A 17,028-nucleotide genomic window follows, 5' to 3' on the forward strand; every position below is an offset into this window, starting at 1 on the left:
GCAAGGCTTTCTGGGATCGCTGCGCGCGGAACATCTGAACAAAACGATGTCTTTGATGGCGGCAACATCACCTCGATCCGACACAGGCGCGGCGCTCAGTTCTAAGTTGGGGGTTGCCCTTCTGGGTCGGTATGACCGTCGTCGCAAAGGATGAAGAATGACGGACGGTGCAAACCGCCCTATCCAACTGGCGGAGGCCAAAGACCGGACGGTCCGGCCCTGGTCCGTGCTTGTGCGGATCAGGTAAACAGCCGGACTCAATTTGGATTGGCGGGTTCGGTAGGACGCCCCGGTAATCCGCAAGAACTCTCTCAAGCGCTGTCGCGGGGCGAGACCGGCGCACGGGCAGATACAGTGATGAGTACGCCAAGAAAAAGGCCCACCGAAGCGGGCCACGAGTTTAACCAAAGGAAAATCTGGAGGTATTCTTTACAGGCTAACGCTTGCGCGCGCGATCGACAACACCGTCAGCTGTGATCGTGGCAATGCGATCCTCTGTGCGGCGGGTCATTTCCACCCCGTCACCCGTCATATGCGCCTCGGCAAATTCCGTGAACTTGAAGATGCTGCCATCTGCTTCAACATGGGTTTCGTCCTCTGCCGAGCGCCGCTTCACCGATCCGTCATGGCGGATTTCGATGATCGTGTTGTCGGCCATTCGGACCGTCACGGTATGCTCATCTACAGCGACACCCTGCCACCAGGCATCTGCATCGCGGCGCACAACAATGCGGTTTGGGTGCAGCTTGATCTGCACGTCCTGTACCTCGTCCGGATCAGCGGCTTTGACGACCACGATGGCCTCCTGCGCGCTGGGATCACCATGGATCGACGCGCTCCCGTTTTTTGGCGGCCAGAGCTTCGGCTGTGTGCGCGGCTTGCCCTTCTGGTCTGTATGAAACCCGACGAACATCTGCGCGGATTTCCAGACGCGGCGGGCGGCTTTTTCAACCGTAGACGGAGCTGCATCGGTGGACATGGTGGATAGCCTTTAAAGTGGGTTAATTCACGTGCATTTTCGGGGTGAGCGTCACACCCACAGCGCTCAGCACTTTCAGCACCGTGCCAAACTCGGGATTGCCATTTTCGCTAAGTGCGCGGTAGAGGCTTTCCCGAGACAGACCAGATTTGTCGGCCACACTCGACATACCTTTGGCCTTGGCAACATCGCCAAGTGCCGACGCGATCAGCGCCGTGTCGCTGGTTTCAAAAGCCGCTTCAAGATAGGCTTGAATGGCTTCCGGGCTGTCCAGATAGTCAGCCGCTTCAAACTTCGTTGTTTTGACACCCATGTTTTTCACTCCAACTCTCTTGCCATCGCCTTGGCGGTTTTGATGTCGGCTTGCTGGGATGACTTGTCTCCCCCGCACAGCAAAACGATCAAAACGTCACCGCGCGACACATAGTAAACGCGATACCCCTTCCCTTCGGAGATACGCAGTTCACTCACACCTTCACCAACCGGTTTCACATCACCGGGATTGCCCAGGCTCAACCGCGTGATGCGAACCAAGATCCTGGCTCTCGCCCTTTGGTCCTTCAGGCCCTTGAGCCACTTGTCGAACAGGTCCGTCTTACGAATTTCTATCATACCTATATGTAGCCTACAGGCTACAACCTTTCAAGTCAAAACAACCTATACCATTGAACTAAAATCAAAAATCATTGCTGAAAAGCAGGGCGCGTTGCGCCCTGCCCTGCCAGTTTCAGAAGCAATCCGGCACCCATGCATCGATCCGGGCTTTCTGTGCCTCGGTCACGCCCAGTGCCTTTTGATGCTCTGGATCATTGAAGAGCTTGTGCAGCGCCTCGTTCTTGGCACCCTTTTTGGATTTCGCGAAGGCTTTGAACATGTCGGCGTCGATGTGCAGGTCCAGCAGGTCTTTGTAGAGATCATCCAGCTGCCAGCCTTTCAGACGCTTGAAGCAGTTTTCAGCCGAAGGGGTCCAGATCGCGCGCATGTCAGCCTCGATCTCAGCCTCGATCTCCGCCATGAACTCCGGGCGTTGGGTCAGAAACCGCCGGGCCAGAAAACCCGTGATCTCACCATTGCGGGTCTTCTTGCCCAGATCGCGAAACGCTTTGAACGCTTCCACGCTGCCTTGTGCGGCAATCTCGTGGAACTGGTCATAGGCTGCCTGTGCCGCTTCATCCCGTTCTCCGCCAAGACGCGGGTCGAGGATGAACTGGTCATCGATCTCGGGTGTGTTCCGCTCGGCACCACCATAGCCAAACCCAAACAGATTGCTGCTCAGACCGGAGGCCGGGGTGGCAAAGAAAGCAAACAGGCTCAACACATAATCAGGCTTGTCCAGCAGGGCCGTTTGAACCGCTGCCAGCCGGATCGCCACCATGTCGTCGATGAACTTCTGCGAATAAACTGGTTTTGGTTCTTCCTTGATCTCCGGTTCTTTGACCGGGGCCAGAACACCAGCCTCAATGGCAGCCTGAACATGTTCCGCCGCGACATAGGCCGGGGATGTTTTGATCTCGCCATTGTTGGTGACATAGACAAACACGCCGGACAGCTTGCGCTGCGCGTCAGAATAGAACGGCGCCGTATAGTCCTCAAGCGCGGCCAGCTCCTTTTCACCATCCGCGTCCAGAGCCTCACCCTCATAGAGTTCGGCAAGTTCGTCATACCGTTCGGCCTGTCCTTCGGTGAAGTCCCGGCTCACCATGTCCAAACGGTGCATGTCTTTCGTACCCGAGAACCCATAGGGAATGTAGCTTTCCTCATGGGTGTCCACCCAGTCCCAGCCTTCCGCGTCGCGCAGTTTTTCCGCTTCTACCGCCAGTTTCTCGGCAAACAGACGATCCAGTAACGCGCCTTCATTGAATAGGGTTTCATCGGCAAACAGATCAGCGGTGACGGTGCCGCCCGCCTCAACATAAGCCTTCTGCCCGACAAATACGGCCTTGCGGCTAGTGCTGCTAACAGCCTCCGACGTCAGTGCCTGTTTGACATCATGCTCACTGAACCACCGACATTCTTTGGCCCGTTCCAGAACCTCCAGAATTTTCTCTTCTTCGGTGCTGACGGTCATGGCCTTGGCCAGCCCCATGCTGATCTCACCGGCTTTGAGCGCATCCAGAACGGCGGCGGGCAGACTGGCAAGCGCGAGGCGGCGGCGCACATGGGATTCGGTCACGCCAAACGCATTGCTGATCTTGGCAATAGACAGAGATTTCTCGGCCATTTTGCCATAAGCACGGACCTCGTCCACAGGGTCCAGTTCTTCACGGGCGGTGTTCTCCGCATTGGCCCATTGCTCAGCCACGAAGGGATTGTCCGTGACCTTAACGGGAACCTGTGCCAGATCAGCGCGCTCAGTCACGGCGATGTTCAGAGCCCGTAGGCGGCGACCACCGGCAACGATTGCGACTTTGCCATCGGTATCGCGCAACCCGCTGAGGTTCTGGATCAAGCCACACATAACCAAACTGTCGGCCAGAAGTGCAATACCTTCCTCACCAACCTCCTGTCGTGGGTTGATGTCAGACAGGTAGAGATCGGACAGGGATACGGTTTCGATGGTTTCCGGTGCGGTGAATGTTTCGACTTTGCTCATGGGGCAAATCCTTGTTTGAGTGTTTGAGATCGTGTTAAGGGTGCCCTACCCCTTCCGGGGTAGAGCGGAGCCGTTTAGATGGCTGCGTGTTGGATCAGGAAGCGGCGCGCGATGTGGAAATTGTCGCCCTTCCTGATTAGCGCCCACGCTTCTGCGATACGTTGCTGCAAGATTTCATTGCTCATGGTGTTCACCTCCTTTCCGGTTTGGGATTGAGATCAGTATTCGCTGGGGCACATGATGGTCAGAACGCGGCGCGTCACTGACGTGTCAAACGGCCGGTCGGACCCATACGTGTAGTCCGTGTCGTAAAGATCGATCTTCCAGAACAGCTTCTGGTCACGGACTGTCACCGCCCCAAAGGTGTGATCGCCATAGGGGTCATTGCCCTCGTCAAACTGGTCATCCGACGCCACCGCTGCCAAAGCTGCAGTCTGGAACTCCATCCCTTCACCTGACACGCCGGGCGTGACAAATACCTGACCCTGAATTCCCTTAGAATGCATCTCGATTGCCGCAGTCGGATCGATCAGCGCTTTCCGAAATAGGTCATTCTGGGTCGCAATCTCTGCCGCCTGCAGGCTGGTGTCAGTGTCGATGTCTTTTGTCTTTTCAATGTCCAAAACCGTCTCTCCTTTTGTGGTGCGACCTCTGGGGTTGATCCCCTTTGGTGCTGGTTTTGAGCCGAGCCCTGAAAGGGCGTCGTCTCTAAAACCTGCCCCGTGGCGAACGCGGAGAGGGGCGAGACAGGACCAATCGACAAGAGTGGTGCGGCCCGCAGCGCAGGCGCGCGAGGACACGGTATTGTCTATTTGTCTTGTCCGAGGGGGGAGGCCGCGCCTTCCCCCTTACGGAAGGTAGCGTTTGGCTTGTCCAAATCCCGCCTGACCCACAAGGAAAGGACAAAGGATCTCTGATCCTGCGTGAGCGCAAAAGGGACCGTCACCCGAATGGGCAGATCACCACGGCATGGACCGACCATGACCCAAAGCCCCTGCCCCGGCTCGCAAGAGACGGGTCAGGGGCTACTGGGACAGGGAGATCATTCTGGGGTGTTCTGGGTGGAAGCCGATACGTCGGCTGAAACCTAGAGCCTGCTCACGAGCCGAAAGGCTCGGGATTTGCCACAGAAACAGACTGCAGCCCGAAGTCACTCACCGACCGGAACATACCCTCGACGGAGCTTTTGCTTTTCGAGATTGTGGAGCGCTTCACTAGCCAGGGCTTCGTCATCATACGTCACCATCATGGCTTGCCCGTTCGTGCCAATACGCCCCCAGGTACGAAGCACTGAAACCTCCCCAAACAACGTCGGCTGCAACTCGATGCCATAGAACCGCGCCATGTTGATCTCAGGGTCCACATGGATCAGGTGCACAGGTGTGGTGTCTGTCAGCTCCATGACGCGATTGTCGATCAATAAAGCTCGTCTGTCCAATGACTTTGCTGGAACAGTCAATTGGCAAGGATTCAGAACCGTGATGAAAACATTCGACAACTCAATCTGTCTGATGCTTGCCTCGTACCCATCCAGGTACAGGAGCTCATATTGGCACCATTCCACATTCCGCTGCTGGAACCGTTGTGACCACTGGCCAGAGTAGGTACGGTTTTCTCATATCTTGCAAAACGAAATAGAAGGATGAAGGCAACGTGGCTGAAATCTTGGAAGGCGGATGTTTTTGCGGTGAGGTTCGATACCAGGTCACTGGCAGCGCAGTAATGCAACTCATGTGTTTTTGCAGTGATTGCCTATCGATGACCGGAACGGACGGTTATGCCGGGTACATGATAAAGTCGGAAGACCTGCAGCTGCTGAAAGGCAAACCACGGACCTTTGAGAAGACCTCAAAGGAAGGTCGACCTGTCATCAAGCATTTTTGTGGCACCTGCGGATCAGGCCTGTGGGGCGTGACAGCCTTCGGATTGACGAGCATTGCGGCTGGGACATTGGATGAGCCAAACAACTTCAAGCCAACGAGCAAGGTTTTTGTGAAAGATGCCCCCAACTGGGCCAGGGTTCCCCACCATTTGGAAGAAATGTAGCGTTTGAAGCTTTGGTATCACCTACATTTCTGTCTTGGAGTTGTTCCTCTTGGTGACCCGAGTTGCTACGATTGTCGTTGAGGCAATAAGCAGGACATCGCGATGCGCAATGCAATCTTTTTACCCCTAATGGCTTTGTTCCTGGGGGTCGTCATGGACGTTAAACCGGCGGCGGCCGCGTCACTCGGAACATATGAGGTTTTTGGCGTCGAAGACGGTGACATGCTAAAAATGCGCAGTGGGCCTGGAACAGGGTTCAATGTGATCGTTGGTCTTCCAAATGGAACCGCACTACGAGTTCACGGCTGTGAGCAGACCGGTGGCACCCGTTGGTGCCGCGTCTCTTTGGAGCGCGCGCGCAAGCTTAAGGGATACGTCTCTTGGGCATATTTGCGGAAAATCTAATACGACAGCGATCAGCACCACCATCTTTTAGCAATCATAGAATACCGGCGGAAACGCCCTGACGAATCCACTAGTTGGGCTCACACCCGTCGTCGAAGCGGCTCGCAACATCCCCGAATTCGCTGGGTTCAGGACGGCCCTAAGGCTTTGACTGGGGAGCGCTTGATCGCCTGCACCGTAACGGATTGATCCTGGACCCGGTTGGAAAGGCAAAATCGGTGGTACTGACCGATGAAGGCCTGCGCCGCTCCGAAAAGCTTTTCACAGAGCTTTTTGGGCGGGAGCCAAAGACATAGCATTCGCCATGACAAGTCCCTCCATGTAACGCAGGTCTGCATACGCGTGTGGGCTGGCTGGCGGTTGCAATCTGCGCTAAATCGCCCCTGTCCGGCAAACAGGGAGAAGCTGAAGATGACAACGGGGAACGATCTTGGTGGGCTCATCGGGTTTATCACCCGTGACGAGATTTGGCATGAGCGGCTCGCTGATGTGTTGGACGAGCATTTTCTGCCAGCGCTCGAGGCCTTCGATCTTGAGTTCGAGGATCTGGGCGACTTGCTGGGCGAGGATTGGCCGATGGTCCTGTGGGGTGGTGGCCTGGAAGATTTGCTGGGCAGGACATTCGGAGCGGACGCCGAAAACGCTGCGGATGCTTATCTGAAAGGGAGCGGTTCCAAGGAGAGTGCGCAGACCCGCGCCTATATCAAAGGATTGCGGGACGCGTCGGTCAGCCTTTATGAGGTGAGCGAGGTAGACCCCGGCAGATCCATGGTCTTGCGCAACATGCTTTCGGACGCAGAGCCGGTTACCGTCCGGGAACACAGCGCGACGCAGATGCTGCAGCGATGGGATCGCATCGCAGCTCGGGTTGTCGCACAGGGGGATTATAACGTGATCTCGGGGGCGCTGCTCCCATTCGACCCCGACACCGTCGCGTTTTTTGAAGACGGGCTCCGCTCCGTGTTGAAATTGAACCCCGACGTTGAACTGAGGCTGACACAGGATCAGCTACACCGTTCCGCACCCCTCTTCACCAATGCCTGGCTCTTCGCACATCTGCCGAACCTACTGGATCCGGAACCACCACAAATCAGCAACAGCGATGGCGACAACCTGCTCTTTCACGACATGCGCTTCCCCCTCGCCAGCAAAGTGACGCAAAGCCAGGTATCTGAAAAGCTAACACAGTCCGCAGAACTCGTGATCTCAGGCCAGAAGGATTGGACCTGGCTTGACCTCGACACCCCGTCCGGCACCAAGCACGGCACCGGCCTCGTGTTGGACAAATCAATGTCAGGGGCCTCCGTGCTTGGGTCCCTAGATCTGAAAGGTCGGACACTCACACTTTCTGTGAGCTCTACAGCGCGCGCTGAACGCGGCGAAGCCCTGGTCCGGGACCTCCTGGGCGACCTGGTGAAATCTCCGCTGACATCAATCCAGACCGCCGAACAGATGATGGCGGATGACAGCACGAGTAACGGAGTGGCAGAAGAAGAGGACATCCCCCGTGCCCTTGCCCGTCAGATGGCCCACGAATATCTCGAACAGCATTACCGCGATACGCTTGACCAGCCGATTCCTGCCCTGGATGGCAAGACCCCGCGCCAGGCCGTTCGCAGCACGGCGGGCAGGAAGAAAGTCATAGACTGGCTGAAGACAATCGAAAACCGCAGCGCGCGCCAGACCGGCTCTCCGGTGGCTGAGTATGATTTCGGCTGGATGTGGGACGAGCTTGGTCTGTCAGACTACCGAAATTGGACCAGCGATGGTTCTTGCAAAAACCGTTCCAAAGCTTCGCCTCCTGAACCCATCGACTAACCCATGTTTTCCCGGCTGCGTCTTGCAGAGATGTGGCAAGGGTTATGCTGTCGCTGCGCGTCCAGATGGTTTGCCTCGTGACAGCTGGGGCACAACAAAATTTCAGTCTCCGTGGACACACCGGTTTCATAATCGAAACAGTACTCTTGTCCACATATTTCCAGCACCTCTCCACTCTTGGCCAGTTCCGAACTTGTCACCTCGCAGTGATCACAAATTCCGTCCAAGAGAGCTGATTGGAGTTCAGAAAGAACCACTGTTTTCTGAAAATTGCACACTCTGTCACTCATAACTGCTTCAGGCTTTCACAAAATGGTGAAGAGAGAAAGCTTGTGAAACAAGAATTCAAGGGAATGTGACATAGCCCAATGGGTTCGAGATTTAGTTTCGCCGATCATTGCCTGTAAGCTGCGCGGCGCGTCGAACTTTCACGTCAGCCGCCATCCCACAACAGACCCGCGCACATCAAAATACAACCTGGGCTAGTCCTCCCAGCGAAACGCGTCGTTGTCCGCCTTCACCCGACCAATAGACGGCAAAGCGAAGTGGTTTCCCAGCACAATACATCCCGTTTCCGAGGCGCTTTCCAACAGTTTCCGACGGGATGTCACGGCCATCTCAGCATCGGAATCAAACATAAAATGCCACTCGGGATGCCAGCACTGGGCGGTTGTATGGATTGCATCACCTGTAATCAGAGCGCGCCGGTCGCCACTGGTGATTTCGACCGAGACATGACCTGGTGTTTGGCCTGGCGTGGGGATCAGAGTGACGGAATACACCCTGTCGCAGTCCTAAGGTTCACAGGAGGCCCGAGACAAAGTAGGTTTCTTGTGCAGAGGTAACGGCAATAGGCGTGGATCAGAATGGCGCGACAGCTCCCACTCGAAGGTAACAAGCCCTTTCTGGTTTACGCCGGCACTGGCACCGACCTGATTTTCAATCATGGAATTGAGCTTCCCGGTTTCGCGTCGTTTCCATTGCTGGAAGAACCTGGCACCAGGGTGATACTGGCCGGTCAAATGCAGGCTCTTGTCGATCTGGCCCGTGAAATGAATGTCGGATGCATCCTTGATGCGCCCACATGGATGGCGAACGCCGACCGGGCAGCGCCCTTGGGGTACGATGCAGAGCGGCTCGCCGAAGTAAACAAAGATGCGGTCAGTCTAATGGAAGACGTGCGCCAAGCTGCCGCTCGCGATGATGTACTGGTGTCGGCCTGCATCGGCCCGCGCCATGATCCTTACGCCGACATCCCGCCGGTACCCGTCGAAGATGCACGTCAATACCACGCCGCTCAAATGCACAGCCTGAAAGACACAAGCCTCGATCTGGTCACCGCTTATACATTCAACCGCCCAAGCGAGGCAGCGGGATGCATCCTCGCCGCCCGGGACGCTGAACTGCCGATCATCATGTCTCTGGTTGTTGAGACAGACGGGTGCCTGGCAGACGGGACCAAACTTGTGGACGGAATTGACCAGATCGACGCAGCAACCGACTCGGCGGCGCTGTTTTTTATGGTCAACTGCGCTCACCCTACCCATTTCGCCGGAGCGCTTGGCAACCACCCCCGGCTGAGAGGCCTTGTGGCGAACGCTTCGAGTTGCTCGCATGCGGAACTTGACGAAGCAGATGAGCTGGACGAAGGCGATCCAGCTGAACTTGGTAAACAGATTGCCGCGATTGCGAGGCAGAATCCGTCGATCCAAGTATTTGGAGGATGCTGCGGTACCGACATGCGCCATCTGAAATCGATGATCAGCGAACTAGCATAGCCAACTTGGTTCAATCTGAGCGATAACGCTGAGATCTAAGGTGATCCCGTAATTTCTTTCCACAACTTGTTAGGAGATCGGCCCATTCCTGCCGTTCACCTGCACATACCGATGCCGCGGTCGCAGCCCGCTTCTCGGACATTCGCTGCATTTGCATAGTTTAGCCTGAGCAGACGTTAGAGCTCTTTCAGGATGCTTTTCCCGAGAATTGGACAGTTAAGAGAACTTTCGCGGTTCAGCAGCAGAGTGCCGCCAATCCAGAATTTAAACTGTGTTTTCCGACCGGGCATATCTGTCAACGCAAGTTGAAGTCCAAAGTGCGATACATCGTGAAGTCATCACACCAAGACACAGCGCAGTCGTCACATGCATCTGGTAGTCGTGTCGCGCCAAGGCGCTTGGTTCGTTTTGTGACTTCTTTCGTCACAACTGTTCTGTTGCTACTAACAAGGCCATAAGCAACAAGGAAAGCGTCCCGACCTACCTTGATCAGTTCGCTATCTGTGAATTTGGCGTCATCGCTTTGATACCCGTCACGTAGCGCTTGCTGCACTAAGGCGGGGTCTGCATCCTCATCTAAAAGTAGCGCTTCCTTTGCGTCTTCTCCCTTGATCCAGTCGGCCAAGTCATCGCTACCGCCTGACACTTCTTCATAAATCTCACGCGGCATCTTGATTCTACCAGCATCACCTTGAACAACGAGCCATTCCCAAAATTGGGGAATGTGTTCTAAAGGGTAGTAGGTGTTCTTCGCAGTTATCAACACGTTGGCATCGATTAGGTACATCAATGCGCTCCGCTTGCGTTGGAGAACAGATCACCCTTTTTTCGTTTCGCCTCGTACCTTCTCAACAGCGGTTCTACCGCAGATGGTTTCGACCCCAAAAGGTTTGCAGCTTTTGTGTAGGTAAGCGCATTGCCGCGAACGGAGCGATAAACTACCTCCAATAGTGCGTTGCCCAGATTGTGAGATTTCACAACGTGCGGGTTTGGTCCGTCGCTATCTTTCATCTTTTCTTTTTGGCTCTTGAGAGCAGCCTGCCAACGTGCCGAGTACACCCCACGAAGACGGCCATAGGCATCGCCACTTAGGTCACCTGTTCTATAGAGTTGATAGGCGACCATCGGACCACTGACAGACCACTTATAGGCAATACTATCAACCACTGCCTCCGCACTATTGCTATCGTCAGGGTCAAAGTCAGGCATACCCTTGCGGAAGTGCGCCGAAGGCAAAAGAAACTCTCCAGCCACATCATTACAAAACCGTTCAATCTTGGCGGATTGGTTCGTCGGGGTGGCAGTAGAGGCTTGACCGCTTACTCCGGTTGTTCCAAGCCAAATATGGGCAAGTTCGTGCATCAGTGTAAAGGAGCGGGACGGTTTGGCCTCTTTTGCGTTAATCACAATAAATGGGGCGACATCATCAGCGATTGCAAAGCCGCGGAATACACTGGACGGGATCGTGGAGTGGTGGGAACCAAGATCGGACAACAGCAATACAAAAACGCCGATGTCTTCCACTTCCATACGCAGCCGCTTAAACAGCTTGTCCGGGTCACCGCGGCGCAAGCTCACATCCGTGTAGTCAAACTCAAGTTCGTTGGAAATGGATTTTACCGTGGCCTCAACACTCGTTTTGAGATTGACGGATCCTACAAATTTGTGCTCCCAAAAATCCTCGTCATCTATGAGGATGTCTTTTATGGCCTCTTGCCGAGCCTTCACATCACGCAACAAAGCATCCAACATAGCATTTTCGCGCTTTGTGCGGCTGTCCGGACTTTGACGAAAATCTTGCCCTCTGCGTCCGGTGCGTGGCGGCTGTTCCATGTAAAATGCTAGCAAAGGTCTTTTGTACAACTTGGCAAAGCTATTCAGTTGTGCACGGGACGGTTCTCTGTCGCCACTTTCAAGTGCCTCAAGCTTCTGATCAGCCGTCTCACGGACTCCATCAGAAAACAGCTTGCGCGCAGCATCTTCCAGCGTGAAACCAGCGGTCTCACGTGCCCAAATCAGGACATCTGGATTGACTTTAATGGACATAAACCGTGCTTCGCCGTTGGATATTTGTTCTTTGATTACTTGAGATGTAGGACACTTTGCAGACGACGCATAGTGCATAGATATCACAGTGAGGTCTGCTTAGCGATGCTAGGTGCATTTTGGGGCCGACCCAGGGAATTCACTCTGCCGCCTGTAAGGGAGTTTCGAGTGTCAAAACTGACTTTGCAAAGGTCACTTCTGCGCTTTACTGACATCGGTACGGCTGCGGCATCATCGAAGTCGTCATTCTAGACCGGAATGGCCGTTTTTTGATTTTCGAGTGAACGGTTTCGCGACTGCAGAGAACGGCAGCTTCCCGCGCTTCGTGCCGTACTTCAGCCCCCTACCCGTCCCGATCTAGCTTTAACCAATATCGCGTGTACCGGAGTTCACCCGTTCGGATCAAAGCGCCCTTCTCTACCAGGTTCTGGAGATCCCGCGTTGCTGTGGCGCGCGATGTTCCCGTGATCGAGATATAGTTCTCAGCGCTCAATCCCCCTGTGAACCCATCCGGCCCAGCCTTGAACAAACGGGCGATTACCTTGCTTTGGCGAGTGTTGAACTGATCACGGTACCGATCATAGAAGTGCGTCTTGGAAATAAAGAAACCAACCCGCTCAAGCGTCACCTGCTGTGCTGTAAGGACAGTTTCGGCAAACCAGACGAGCCACGGTGTGACTTCCAGCGTCTTTTGATGGCGTTCGAGTTGGTCGTAGTAAGCCTTCCGCTCTCGCTCGATCGTGAAAGCAAGGGCAATCAGACTTGGCTGACCGATATTCTGGGCCAAGGACTTTTCAGCCAGCGCCCTACCCAACCGGCCATTGCCGTCCTCAAAGGGATGAATGCTCTCGAAATACAGATGGCTCAAACCGGCCCGGATCAGTGCGCGCAATGGTTCGGGACCATCCGGTGCGGTCCGGTTGAACCAGGCTACGAACTGGTCCATTTCAGCCGGAACCTGATGTGAAGGTGGAGCTTCGAAATGCACCGTTGGGCGGTCGAGCCTGCCTGAGACGATTTGCATCGCATCCTCATGGCTCCGGTATGATCCAATCGTTTCCAGATGCCTGTCATGGGACAGAAGCATGTCATGCCACCGAAACAGGGTGTCGTGTGACAGTGGTTCCGAATAGTTGGAATAAACATCCACCATCATTTCAGAAACGCCCTGCTCGCGCGGTTTGGATGGATAGCTGTCGGGAGCCAGTCCAAGATGTCGGCGCAAGGAAGATTGCACGCTGAGACGATCCAGCATCTCACCTTCGATCGCGCTGGTCTTCATTGCTTCTTCGCTTAGCAGGTCGATACGCAATTGATCTCGATCCGATGTGTTCACATGATGAACCGCTCCAAGAACTTCCCCTGAGGACAACAGGAACTGTTGCTCGTATGGTTCGAGTCTTGCGGCGTCGTAACGAAAGGTAGGCCAGTCAGGGTTCTGCCAGTTCCACATCGTGAGGTATAAGCTTCCTTTCTATAACTCACTATTTATGGTTGCGTGATTTATAGAGGTCAATCCTATAGCTCACCTTTTTCAGACCCTTCGATCCAGTCATCACTTGGAGGTGTAATCTGAAAACGGTAAATTTCATCCTGTTTCCCCAAATTTACGTAGCATTGGATGTCCGCGAGAGCATTGCCTTTGGAGACAATTCGCCCTTTTCGATCTTGGCCAGCAACGAAATCAGGTAAGCCCCTGGAGATTGTATGTTCTCAGCACGTTGAAAGATGTATCCGAGAACAATGAAGCGAATAGCTGGGCCAAAAGTTGATTTCATTGCATACCAGGTTTGGCCAAGCCGTAGATACTCGGCGATATCATCCATAAGCCGATCACAGTGGTGCTGATCTTTTGCAAAGCGTAGTTCTGAGCATAGCCGTGGAAAACTGCGCTCCATTTGGTCTGGAGAAACCTGAATCTGAGAAAGCTTTTCTTTCTTAACTTCCGGATTCAAAGAGTCCTCTTTGTGCCCCTCAATTTCACTGTCACTGGCCCTCAAATTTTCTGTATCAGTCTGTGTTATCTCGGAGATTTCCACAGAGATTTCTGCCAACAGCTCGCTGAGTACATTCGCATCTGGTTTGCGACGCAGAGCATTGCGTACGGTGGTCACCAAATCAGAGATCGCGGTGTCATTTGCTACGAGTTCCTTAAGGCGCGCCAGAGCGGCGGAAACTTTGTCACGGAGTACAGTGAACTCGAGAACGCGATCAGCATGCCTCTGGGCTTCCTGAATGAACTCAGCGTGCCGTTCAGACAAAGGCATCAAGGAGAGCCCAGTTGCGGTGACCACCCTGCCCTGGCGATCCCGGCGCGCCCATCGCTTACCGTTTGCGCTCATGACGCGGCGGATAAGTCCAAGGTCCACCAGCGTCGAGATATGACGCTCAACTGTCTGCACGCTGACATGAGTTCGTTTGGCTATCGCCGCGTTGGACGCGAAACAGATGTGATGATCATCCTGGTCCGCAGCAATCTGATCACCGCCCATAAAGGAAACCATCGCTCTCAGGACATTGAGAGTTGTGGATTTTAACCCAAGAGGTTCTCTGGCCTCTTCAACGGCGCGAAGAAGTATCCATTTTTTGGGCGTACTGTTCCCCTGCCCTGCCGTTCCCGACAAGGTCGCTCCAATTGGAGCCAATGCTGTTAGTGTTTTCATGATTATCTATCGGCAGACAAAAATTACCCGTTCGCTCAAGAGCGTTTTTTCTTGTGTGGCGATTCGGGTGCTGCTAGATTCTAGGTGTCTAATCTAAGAATTGCGCTTTGCGCAGCAGCCCTCGAAGCTCCGGTTTCGGGGGTTTTGTTTGTTTGCCTTCCTCCTTTCTGCTCGTCCTCAGTTCTTTTTCTTGGCGTTTACAGCTGTAAACTCAGCGTGTGAGCGCTTAATGATTTCAGCCATGTTTTCGTCCAACCAGCTAGCGAAGCCAGCGTTAGCTCCGGTCCTTTTGACCGAAACAGTTAGTGATCCGTTGGTAGATTTGATTGTAACGCCTTCGATTGGGTTGAGTTCGGCTGCACCTTCTCTTTGTCTTGCACCGCGTTTGGCAGCTGCTTTTAGGAGCATTTCCAGCCGATCATCTGACGACATCGATGGCTCAATGGTTGCAAGAAGATTTGCAGCTTCATCTTCCGCTAGCTTGCCTGCAACGAAGTGCTCTGCAAGCACGGTCCATTTTGGGCGGCCTGATTTTGGGGCTGCGCCGATCATGTCACCAATCTTTGCAGGAACATGTTGCGTAATTTTTGTCAGGTGAGACAGCCCTGATTTCGAAACGTTCAATACTTGCCGCACCGTTGCCGTGTCATGCCCGGAAGTCAGGATCGCCTCGGCGAAACGTGCTTTCTCGTAGAAGGAAAGATTGCGCCTCGCAGCATTCTCAAGCCCTTTGGCGAGAAGCGCTGAAGCATCGTCGATATCCTGAACATTGGCGCGGACTTTAATACCAAGTTCACGACAGGCTTTGAGCCTCCTCCGTCCATAAATTGCCTCGTATCGACCGTCGGATTTCGATCTTCTGACAAGAATGGGAACTTGTTGGCCACCGTCTTGTATACTCGACATCAAGCTTTCAAAACTATCGTCTTCTTCGTCAATGTTTACAGCTGTAAACTCACCGAGCCTATCGGCAGGCCCCCAGTCGTCGATCAGAGCAGGGTCAATTTCCCTGATTGCGGCAAGAGAGCCCTGAAGCGCACCAAGAGCAGGGGCATTGGGTTTTGGAGTTTTATCGATGGCCTTGGGGCCAGAGCGCGCGATGGTGTTTGCGATCCCCGACATCTCCTGAAGCGACTTTCTAGCCATTAGCTGCGTCCCCATGCTTGATGGATCATTTGCTCTACCTCAGAGCCGATCGCATCCATTGAGTTCTTTGCCCGATCATAAGTTGCGCGTGTCATTTCTGACCGCACGACTTCGTAAATTGATTGTTTGAGCATTGTGGCGTCACTGACCGCGGTGCTTTTGAGGGCTGTGGCTGACATAACGCGATCCTGAAACAGTGCCCGCATGAACGAAGCCAGTTGTTGAGACGGTACGTCTGTTGGCTCGTCACGCGTTATCAGGAATTTGAAGTTGTCGTATTCGAGCGTAGCGCCGGCATCTTCAATGACTGCCATGTAAGCACCAGCGAGTTCGAGAAATTGAGCCGTCGAAGACACGTCCAGCATCGAAGGTGTAAGTGGCACAAGCAATGAACTGGCGGCCGCCATCCCAGCAATTGTCAAGAATCCTAGCTGAGGTGGGCTATCAATCAGAACAAGGTCAAAATCTCCTTCCACCTGGGCCAGGGCATTCCGTATTCTTGTAAAGAACGGATGGTCTGGGTTGGAGTGAACGGCAGATTCTGTCTCAAATTCGGAAAGAACAAGCCGTGACGGAGCCACAGAGAGACCGGGGAAGTACGTCGGAAGCACGACGTCCGCCATATCTACCGGATCTTCATATCGAATAGCATCGTAAATCGTCAGCCCGTCAAACTCTATTTCGGGGCTTATGCCGCACATGGATGTAAGAGAGCCTTGAGGATCCAGATCAACAGCCAGCACACGGTAACCGCGAAGCGCAAAATAGTGAGCCAAGTGAATTGTTGTGGTGCTCTTACTGCTGCCGCCTTTGAAGTTCATCAACTGCCAGACTTGGAGCTTTTCTCCTTCAGTCCGGCGAGGGACATAGCGCCCTTTTTTGCGTGAGGTTTTCTCAAGCGTTTCGCGAGCCTCCCAAAGTTCTTGGGCAGTATAGTAACGCCTACCGCTGCGTACGTCATTCGGTTCAGGAATTGTTCCCTCTGCGTGGACTTTGCGCATGAATTGACCTGAGACTCCTAAGAGTTCAGCAGCTTCTGGCGCTGCAAAATTTCGCAGTGATTTGGTGTTGTCGGGGGCAAATGCAGCAAGTAGATGTTCCCGGATAGCCGAGTTTAATCTCTCAGATATTTCCGTGGCGAGTGCCGATGGTCTTTCTGCCGCAAGTGGTGTCACGGGAATCATGTAGTTGCCTCAAATTAAAGAATGTGGTCATTTTTGCGCCACTTGAGATAAACAGCCGTGATTCATAGCACTAAGTCAAGGATTTTCGCCTATATTGTAGGTTTTCCAACGCGGAGGACTACATACGCTTTGCATCAGAGCAGGGTGGTTTACAGTTGTAAACTCGGTTGAGCGGGATCATGGGTTCTTTCAGTCGATGAAGTTCTAACGTAGGCATGCGAAGGCATTCCTGTAAAACTCCTCCCTATGCTCCGCTTTGAGTAGAACGCCTCTAGCATGGAGTTGGAGTGAAGGCCGAACGGCTTTTGGCGCAAATTGCGCAATTGGGAAGGGCAGGGAGCTAGTTGAGCTGATTGGTCAAATTCTCTCA

At 53.9% G+C, this 17,028-nt stretch carries 17 protein-coding genes and 1 pseudogene; 5 read left to right on the forward strand and 13 right to left on the reverse strand.

Annotated features, from left to right (window positions below; genetic code table 11):
• Positions 1-436: 436 nt before the first annotated feature.
• The 6 genes from ACXADZ_RS17900 to ACXADZ_RS17925 form a co-directional block, all read right to left on the reverse strand.
• On the reverse strand, positions 437-979 hold the full coding sequence (locus ACXADZ_RS17900) for a hypothetical protein (protein WP_170417788.1): 543 nt from the start codon (positions 977-979) through the stop codon (positions 437-439).
• A 22-nt stretch (positions 980-1,001) separates the two neighbouring features.
• Positions 1,002-1,292, reverse strand: a complete 291-nt coding sequence (locus ACXADZ_RS17905; protein WP_152460667.1) for an addiction module antidote protein — start codon at positions 1,290-1,292, stop codon at positions 1,002-1,004.
• 5 nt (positions 1,293-1,297) lie between these two features.
• Positions 1,298-1,591 carry a type II toxin-antitoxin system RelE/ParE family toxin gene (locus ACXADZ_RS17910; RefSeq protein ID WP_170417791.1) on the reverse strand — a complete coding sequence of 98 codons (294 nt, stop codon included), beginning with the start codon at positions 1,589-1,591 and terminating at the stop codon, positions 1,298-1,300.
• A 115-nt stretch (positions 1,592-1,706) separates the two neighbouring features.
• Complete coding sequence (locus tag ACXADZ_RS17915; RefSeq protein WP_170417794.1) at positions 1,707-3,572, reverse strand: ParB/RepB/Spo0J family partition protein; 1,866 nt, start codon at positions 3,570-3,572, stop codon at positions 1,707-1,709.
• Between the two features lie 218 nt (positions 3,573-3,790).
• Positions 3,791-4,195 carry a DUF3768 domain-containing protein gene (locus tag ACXADZ_RS17920; RefSeq protein WP_152460664.1) on the reverse strand — a complete coding sequence of 135 codons (405 nt, stop codon included), beginning with the start codon at positions 4,193-4,195 and terminating at the stop codon, positions 3,791-3,793.
• 527 nt (positions 4,196-4,722) lie between these two features.
• Positions 4,723-4,992: a WGR domain-containing protein gene (locus ACXADZ_RS17925; RefSeq protein ID WP_245220702.1), complete on the reverse strand. Its 270-nt coding sequence runs from the start codon at positions 4,990-4,992 to the stop codon at positions 4,723-4,725.
• A 233-nt stretch (positions 4,993-5,225) separates the two neighbouring features.
• On the opposite strand from ACXADZ_RS17925, the gene ACXADZ_RS17930 reads away from it, so the two are divergent.
• The 4 genes and pseudogenes from ACXADZ_RS17930 to ACXADZ_RS17945 all read left to right on the forward strand — a co-directional run bounded on the left by ACXADZ_RS17930 (position 5,226) and on the right by ACXADZ_RS17945 (position 7,841).
• Positions 5,226-5,618, forward strand: coding sequence for a GFA family protein (locus ACXADZ_RS17930; RefSeq protein WP_152460663.1), 393 nt, complete (start codon positions 5,226-5,228; stop codon positions 5,616-5,618).
• A gap of 102 nt (positions 5,619-5,720) precedes the next feature.
• Positions 5,721-6,023 carry an SH3 domain-containing protein gene (locus tag ACXADZ_RS17935; RefSeq protein ID WP_152460662.1) on the forward strand — a complete coding sequence of 101 codons (303 nt, stop codon included), beginning with the start codon at positions 5,721-5,723 and terminating at the stop codon, positions 6,021-6,023.
• Positions 6,024-6,178: 155 nt separating this feature from the next.
• Positions 6,179-6,319 (forward strand): annotated as a pseudogene (locus ACXADZ_RS17940) (DUF6429 family protein); the annotation flags it as partial.
• A 115-nt stretch (positions 6,320-6,434) separates the two neighbouring features.
• Entirely contained in the window at positions 6,435-7,841 is a 1,407-nt protein-coding gene (locus ACXADZ_RS17945; protein WP_174819503.1) for a DUF7986 domain-containing protein, read from the forward strand.
• 482 nt (positions 7,842-8,323) lie between these two features.
• On the opposite strand, the gene ACXADZ_RS17950 is transcribed toward ACXADZ_RS17945, so the two are convergent.
• Positions 8,324-8,623, reverse strand: a complete 300-nt coding sequence (locus tag ACXADZ_RS17950; RefSeq protein ID WP_170417797.1) for an MBL fold metallo-hydrolase — start codon at positions 8,621-8,623, stop codon at positions 8,324-8,326.
• Between the two features lie 84 nt (positions 8,624-8,707).
• Between ACXADZ_RS17950 and ACXADZ_RS17955 the strand changes: the two genes are divergently transcribed.
• On the forward strand, positions 8,708-9,619 hold the full coding sequence (locus ACXADZ_RS17955; RefSeq protein ID WP_170417800.1) for a homocysteine S-methyltransferase family protein: 912 nt from the start codon (positions 8,708-8,710) through the stop codon (positions 9,617-9,619).
• 295 nt (positions 9,620-9,914) lie between these two features.
• On the opposite strand, the gene ACXADZ_RS17960 is transcribed toward ACXADZ_RS17955, so the two are convergent.
• The 6 genes from ACXADZ_RS17960 to repA form a co-directional block, all read right to left on the reverse strand.
• Positions 9,915-10,406 carry a DUF4411 family protein gene (locus ACXADZ_RS17960; protein ID WP_170634626.1) on the reverse strand — a complete coding sequence of 164 codons (492 nt, stop codon included), beginning with the start codon at positions 10,404-10,406 and terminating at the stop codon, positions 9,915-9,917.
• Positions 10,406-11,665, reverse strand: coding sequence for an XRE family transcriptional regulator (locus tag ACXADZ_RS17965; protein ID WP_170634624.1), 1,260 nt, complete (start codon positions 11,663-11,665; stop codon positions 10,406-10,408). The genes ACXADZ_RS17960 and ACXADZ_RS17965 overlap by 1 nt, the downstream gene beginning before the upstream one ends.
• A gap of 343 nt (positions 11,666-12,008) precedes the next feature.
• A complete protein-coding gene (locus tag ACXADZ_RS17970; protein ID WP_170417844.1) occupies positions 12,009-13,118 on the reverse strand; it encodes a Fic family protein in 1,110 nt (369 codons plus the stop codon).
• A 154-nt stretch (positions 13,119-13,272) separates the two neighbouring features.
• Entirely contained in the window at positions 13,273-14,328 is a 1,056-nt protein-coding gene (locus tag ACXADZ_RS17975; RefSeq protein WP_170417847.1) for a helix-turn-helix domain-containing protein, read from the reverse strand.
• A 177-nt stretch (positions 14,329-14,505) separates the two neighbouring features.
• The gene (gene repB / locus ACXADZ_RS17980; protein ID WP_170417850.1) at positions 14,506-15,474 is read right to left on the reverse strand and encodes a plasmid partitioning protein RepB; all 969 of its coding nucleotides are present in this window, start codon (positions 15,472-15,474) and stop codon (positions 14,506-14,508) included.
• Positions 15,474-16,658 (reverse strand): plasmid partitioning protein RepA, encoded by a 1,185-nt coding sequence (repA, locus tag ACXADZ_RS17985; protein ID WP_170417853.1) that lies wholly within the window; start codon positions 16,656-16,658, stop codon positions 15,474-15,476. The genes repB and repA overlap by 1 nt, the downstream gene beginning before the upstream one ends.
• Positions 16,659-17,028: the final 370 nt, after the last annotated feature.

Source organism: Ruegeria sp. ABM4_193, from assembly GCF_056158705.1.

Coding starts and splice junctions, on each gene's coding strand:
- ACXADZ_RS17975 (WP_170417847.1), bottom strand. CDS start 14,328: ATGAAAACACTAACAGCATTGGCTCCAATTGGAGCGACCTTGTCGGGA.
- repA (WP_170417853.1), bottom strand. CDS start 16,658: ATGATTCCCGTGACACCACTTGCGGCAGAAAGACCATCGGCACTCGCC.
- ACXADZ_RS17915 (WP_170417794.1), bottom strand. CDS start 3,572: ATGAGCAAAGTCGAAACATTCACCGCACCGGAAACCATCGAAACCGTA.
- ACXADZ_RS17935 (WP_152460662.1), top strand. CDS start 5,721: ATGCGCAATGCAATCTTTTTACCCCTAATGGCTTTGTTCCTGGGGGTC.
- ACXADZ_RS17905 (WP_152460667.1), bottom strand. CDS start 1,292: ATGGGTGTCAAAACAACGAAGTTTGAAGCGGCTGACTATCTGGACAGC.
- ACXADZ_RS17910 (WP_170417791.1), bottom strand. CDS start 1,591: ATGATAGAAATTCGTAAGACGGACCTGTTCGACAAGTGGCTCAAGGGC.
- ACXADZ_RS17960 (WP_170634626.1), bottom strand. CDS start 10,406: ATGTACCTAATCGATGCCAACGTGTTGATAACTGCGAAGAACACCTAC.
- ACXADZ_RS17955 (WP_170417800.1), top strand. CDS start 8,708: ATGGCGCGACAGCTCCCACTCGAAGGTAACAAGCCCTTTCTGGTTTAC.
- repB (WP_170417850.1), bottom strand. CDS start 15,474: ATGGCTAGAAAGTCGCTTCAGGAGATGTCGGGGATCGCAAACACCATC.
- ACXADZ_RS17900 (WP_170417788.1), bottom strand. CDS start 979: ATGTCCACCGATGCAGCTCCGTCTACGGTTGAAAAAGCCGCCCGCCGC.
- ACXADZ_RS17970 (WP_170417844.1), bottom strand. CDS start 13,118: ATGTGGAACTGGCAGAACCCTGACTGGCCTACCTTTCGTTACGACGCC.
- ACXADZ_RS17965 (WP_170634624.1), bottom strand. CDS start 11,665: ATGTCCATTAAAGTCAATCCAGATGTCCTGATTTGGGCACGTGAGACC.
- ACXADZ_RS17945 (WP_174819503.1), top strand. CDS start 6,435: ATGACAACGGGGAACGATCTTGGTGGGCTCATCGGGTTTATCACCCGT.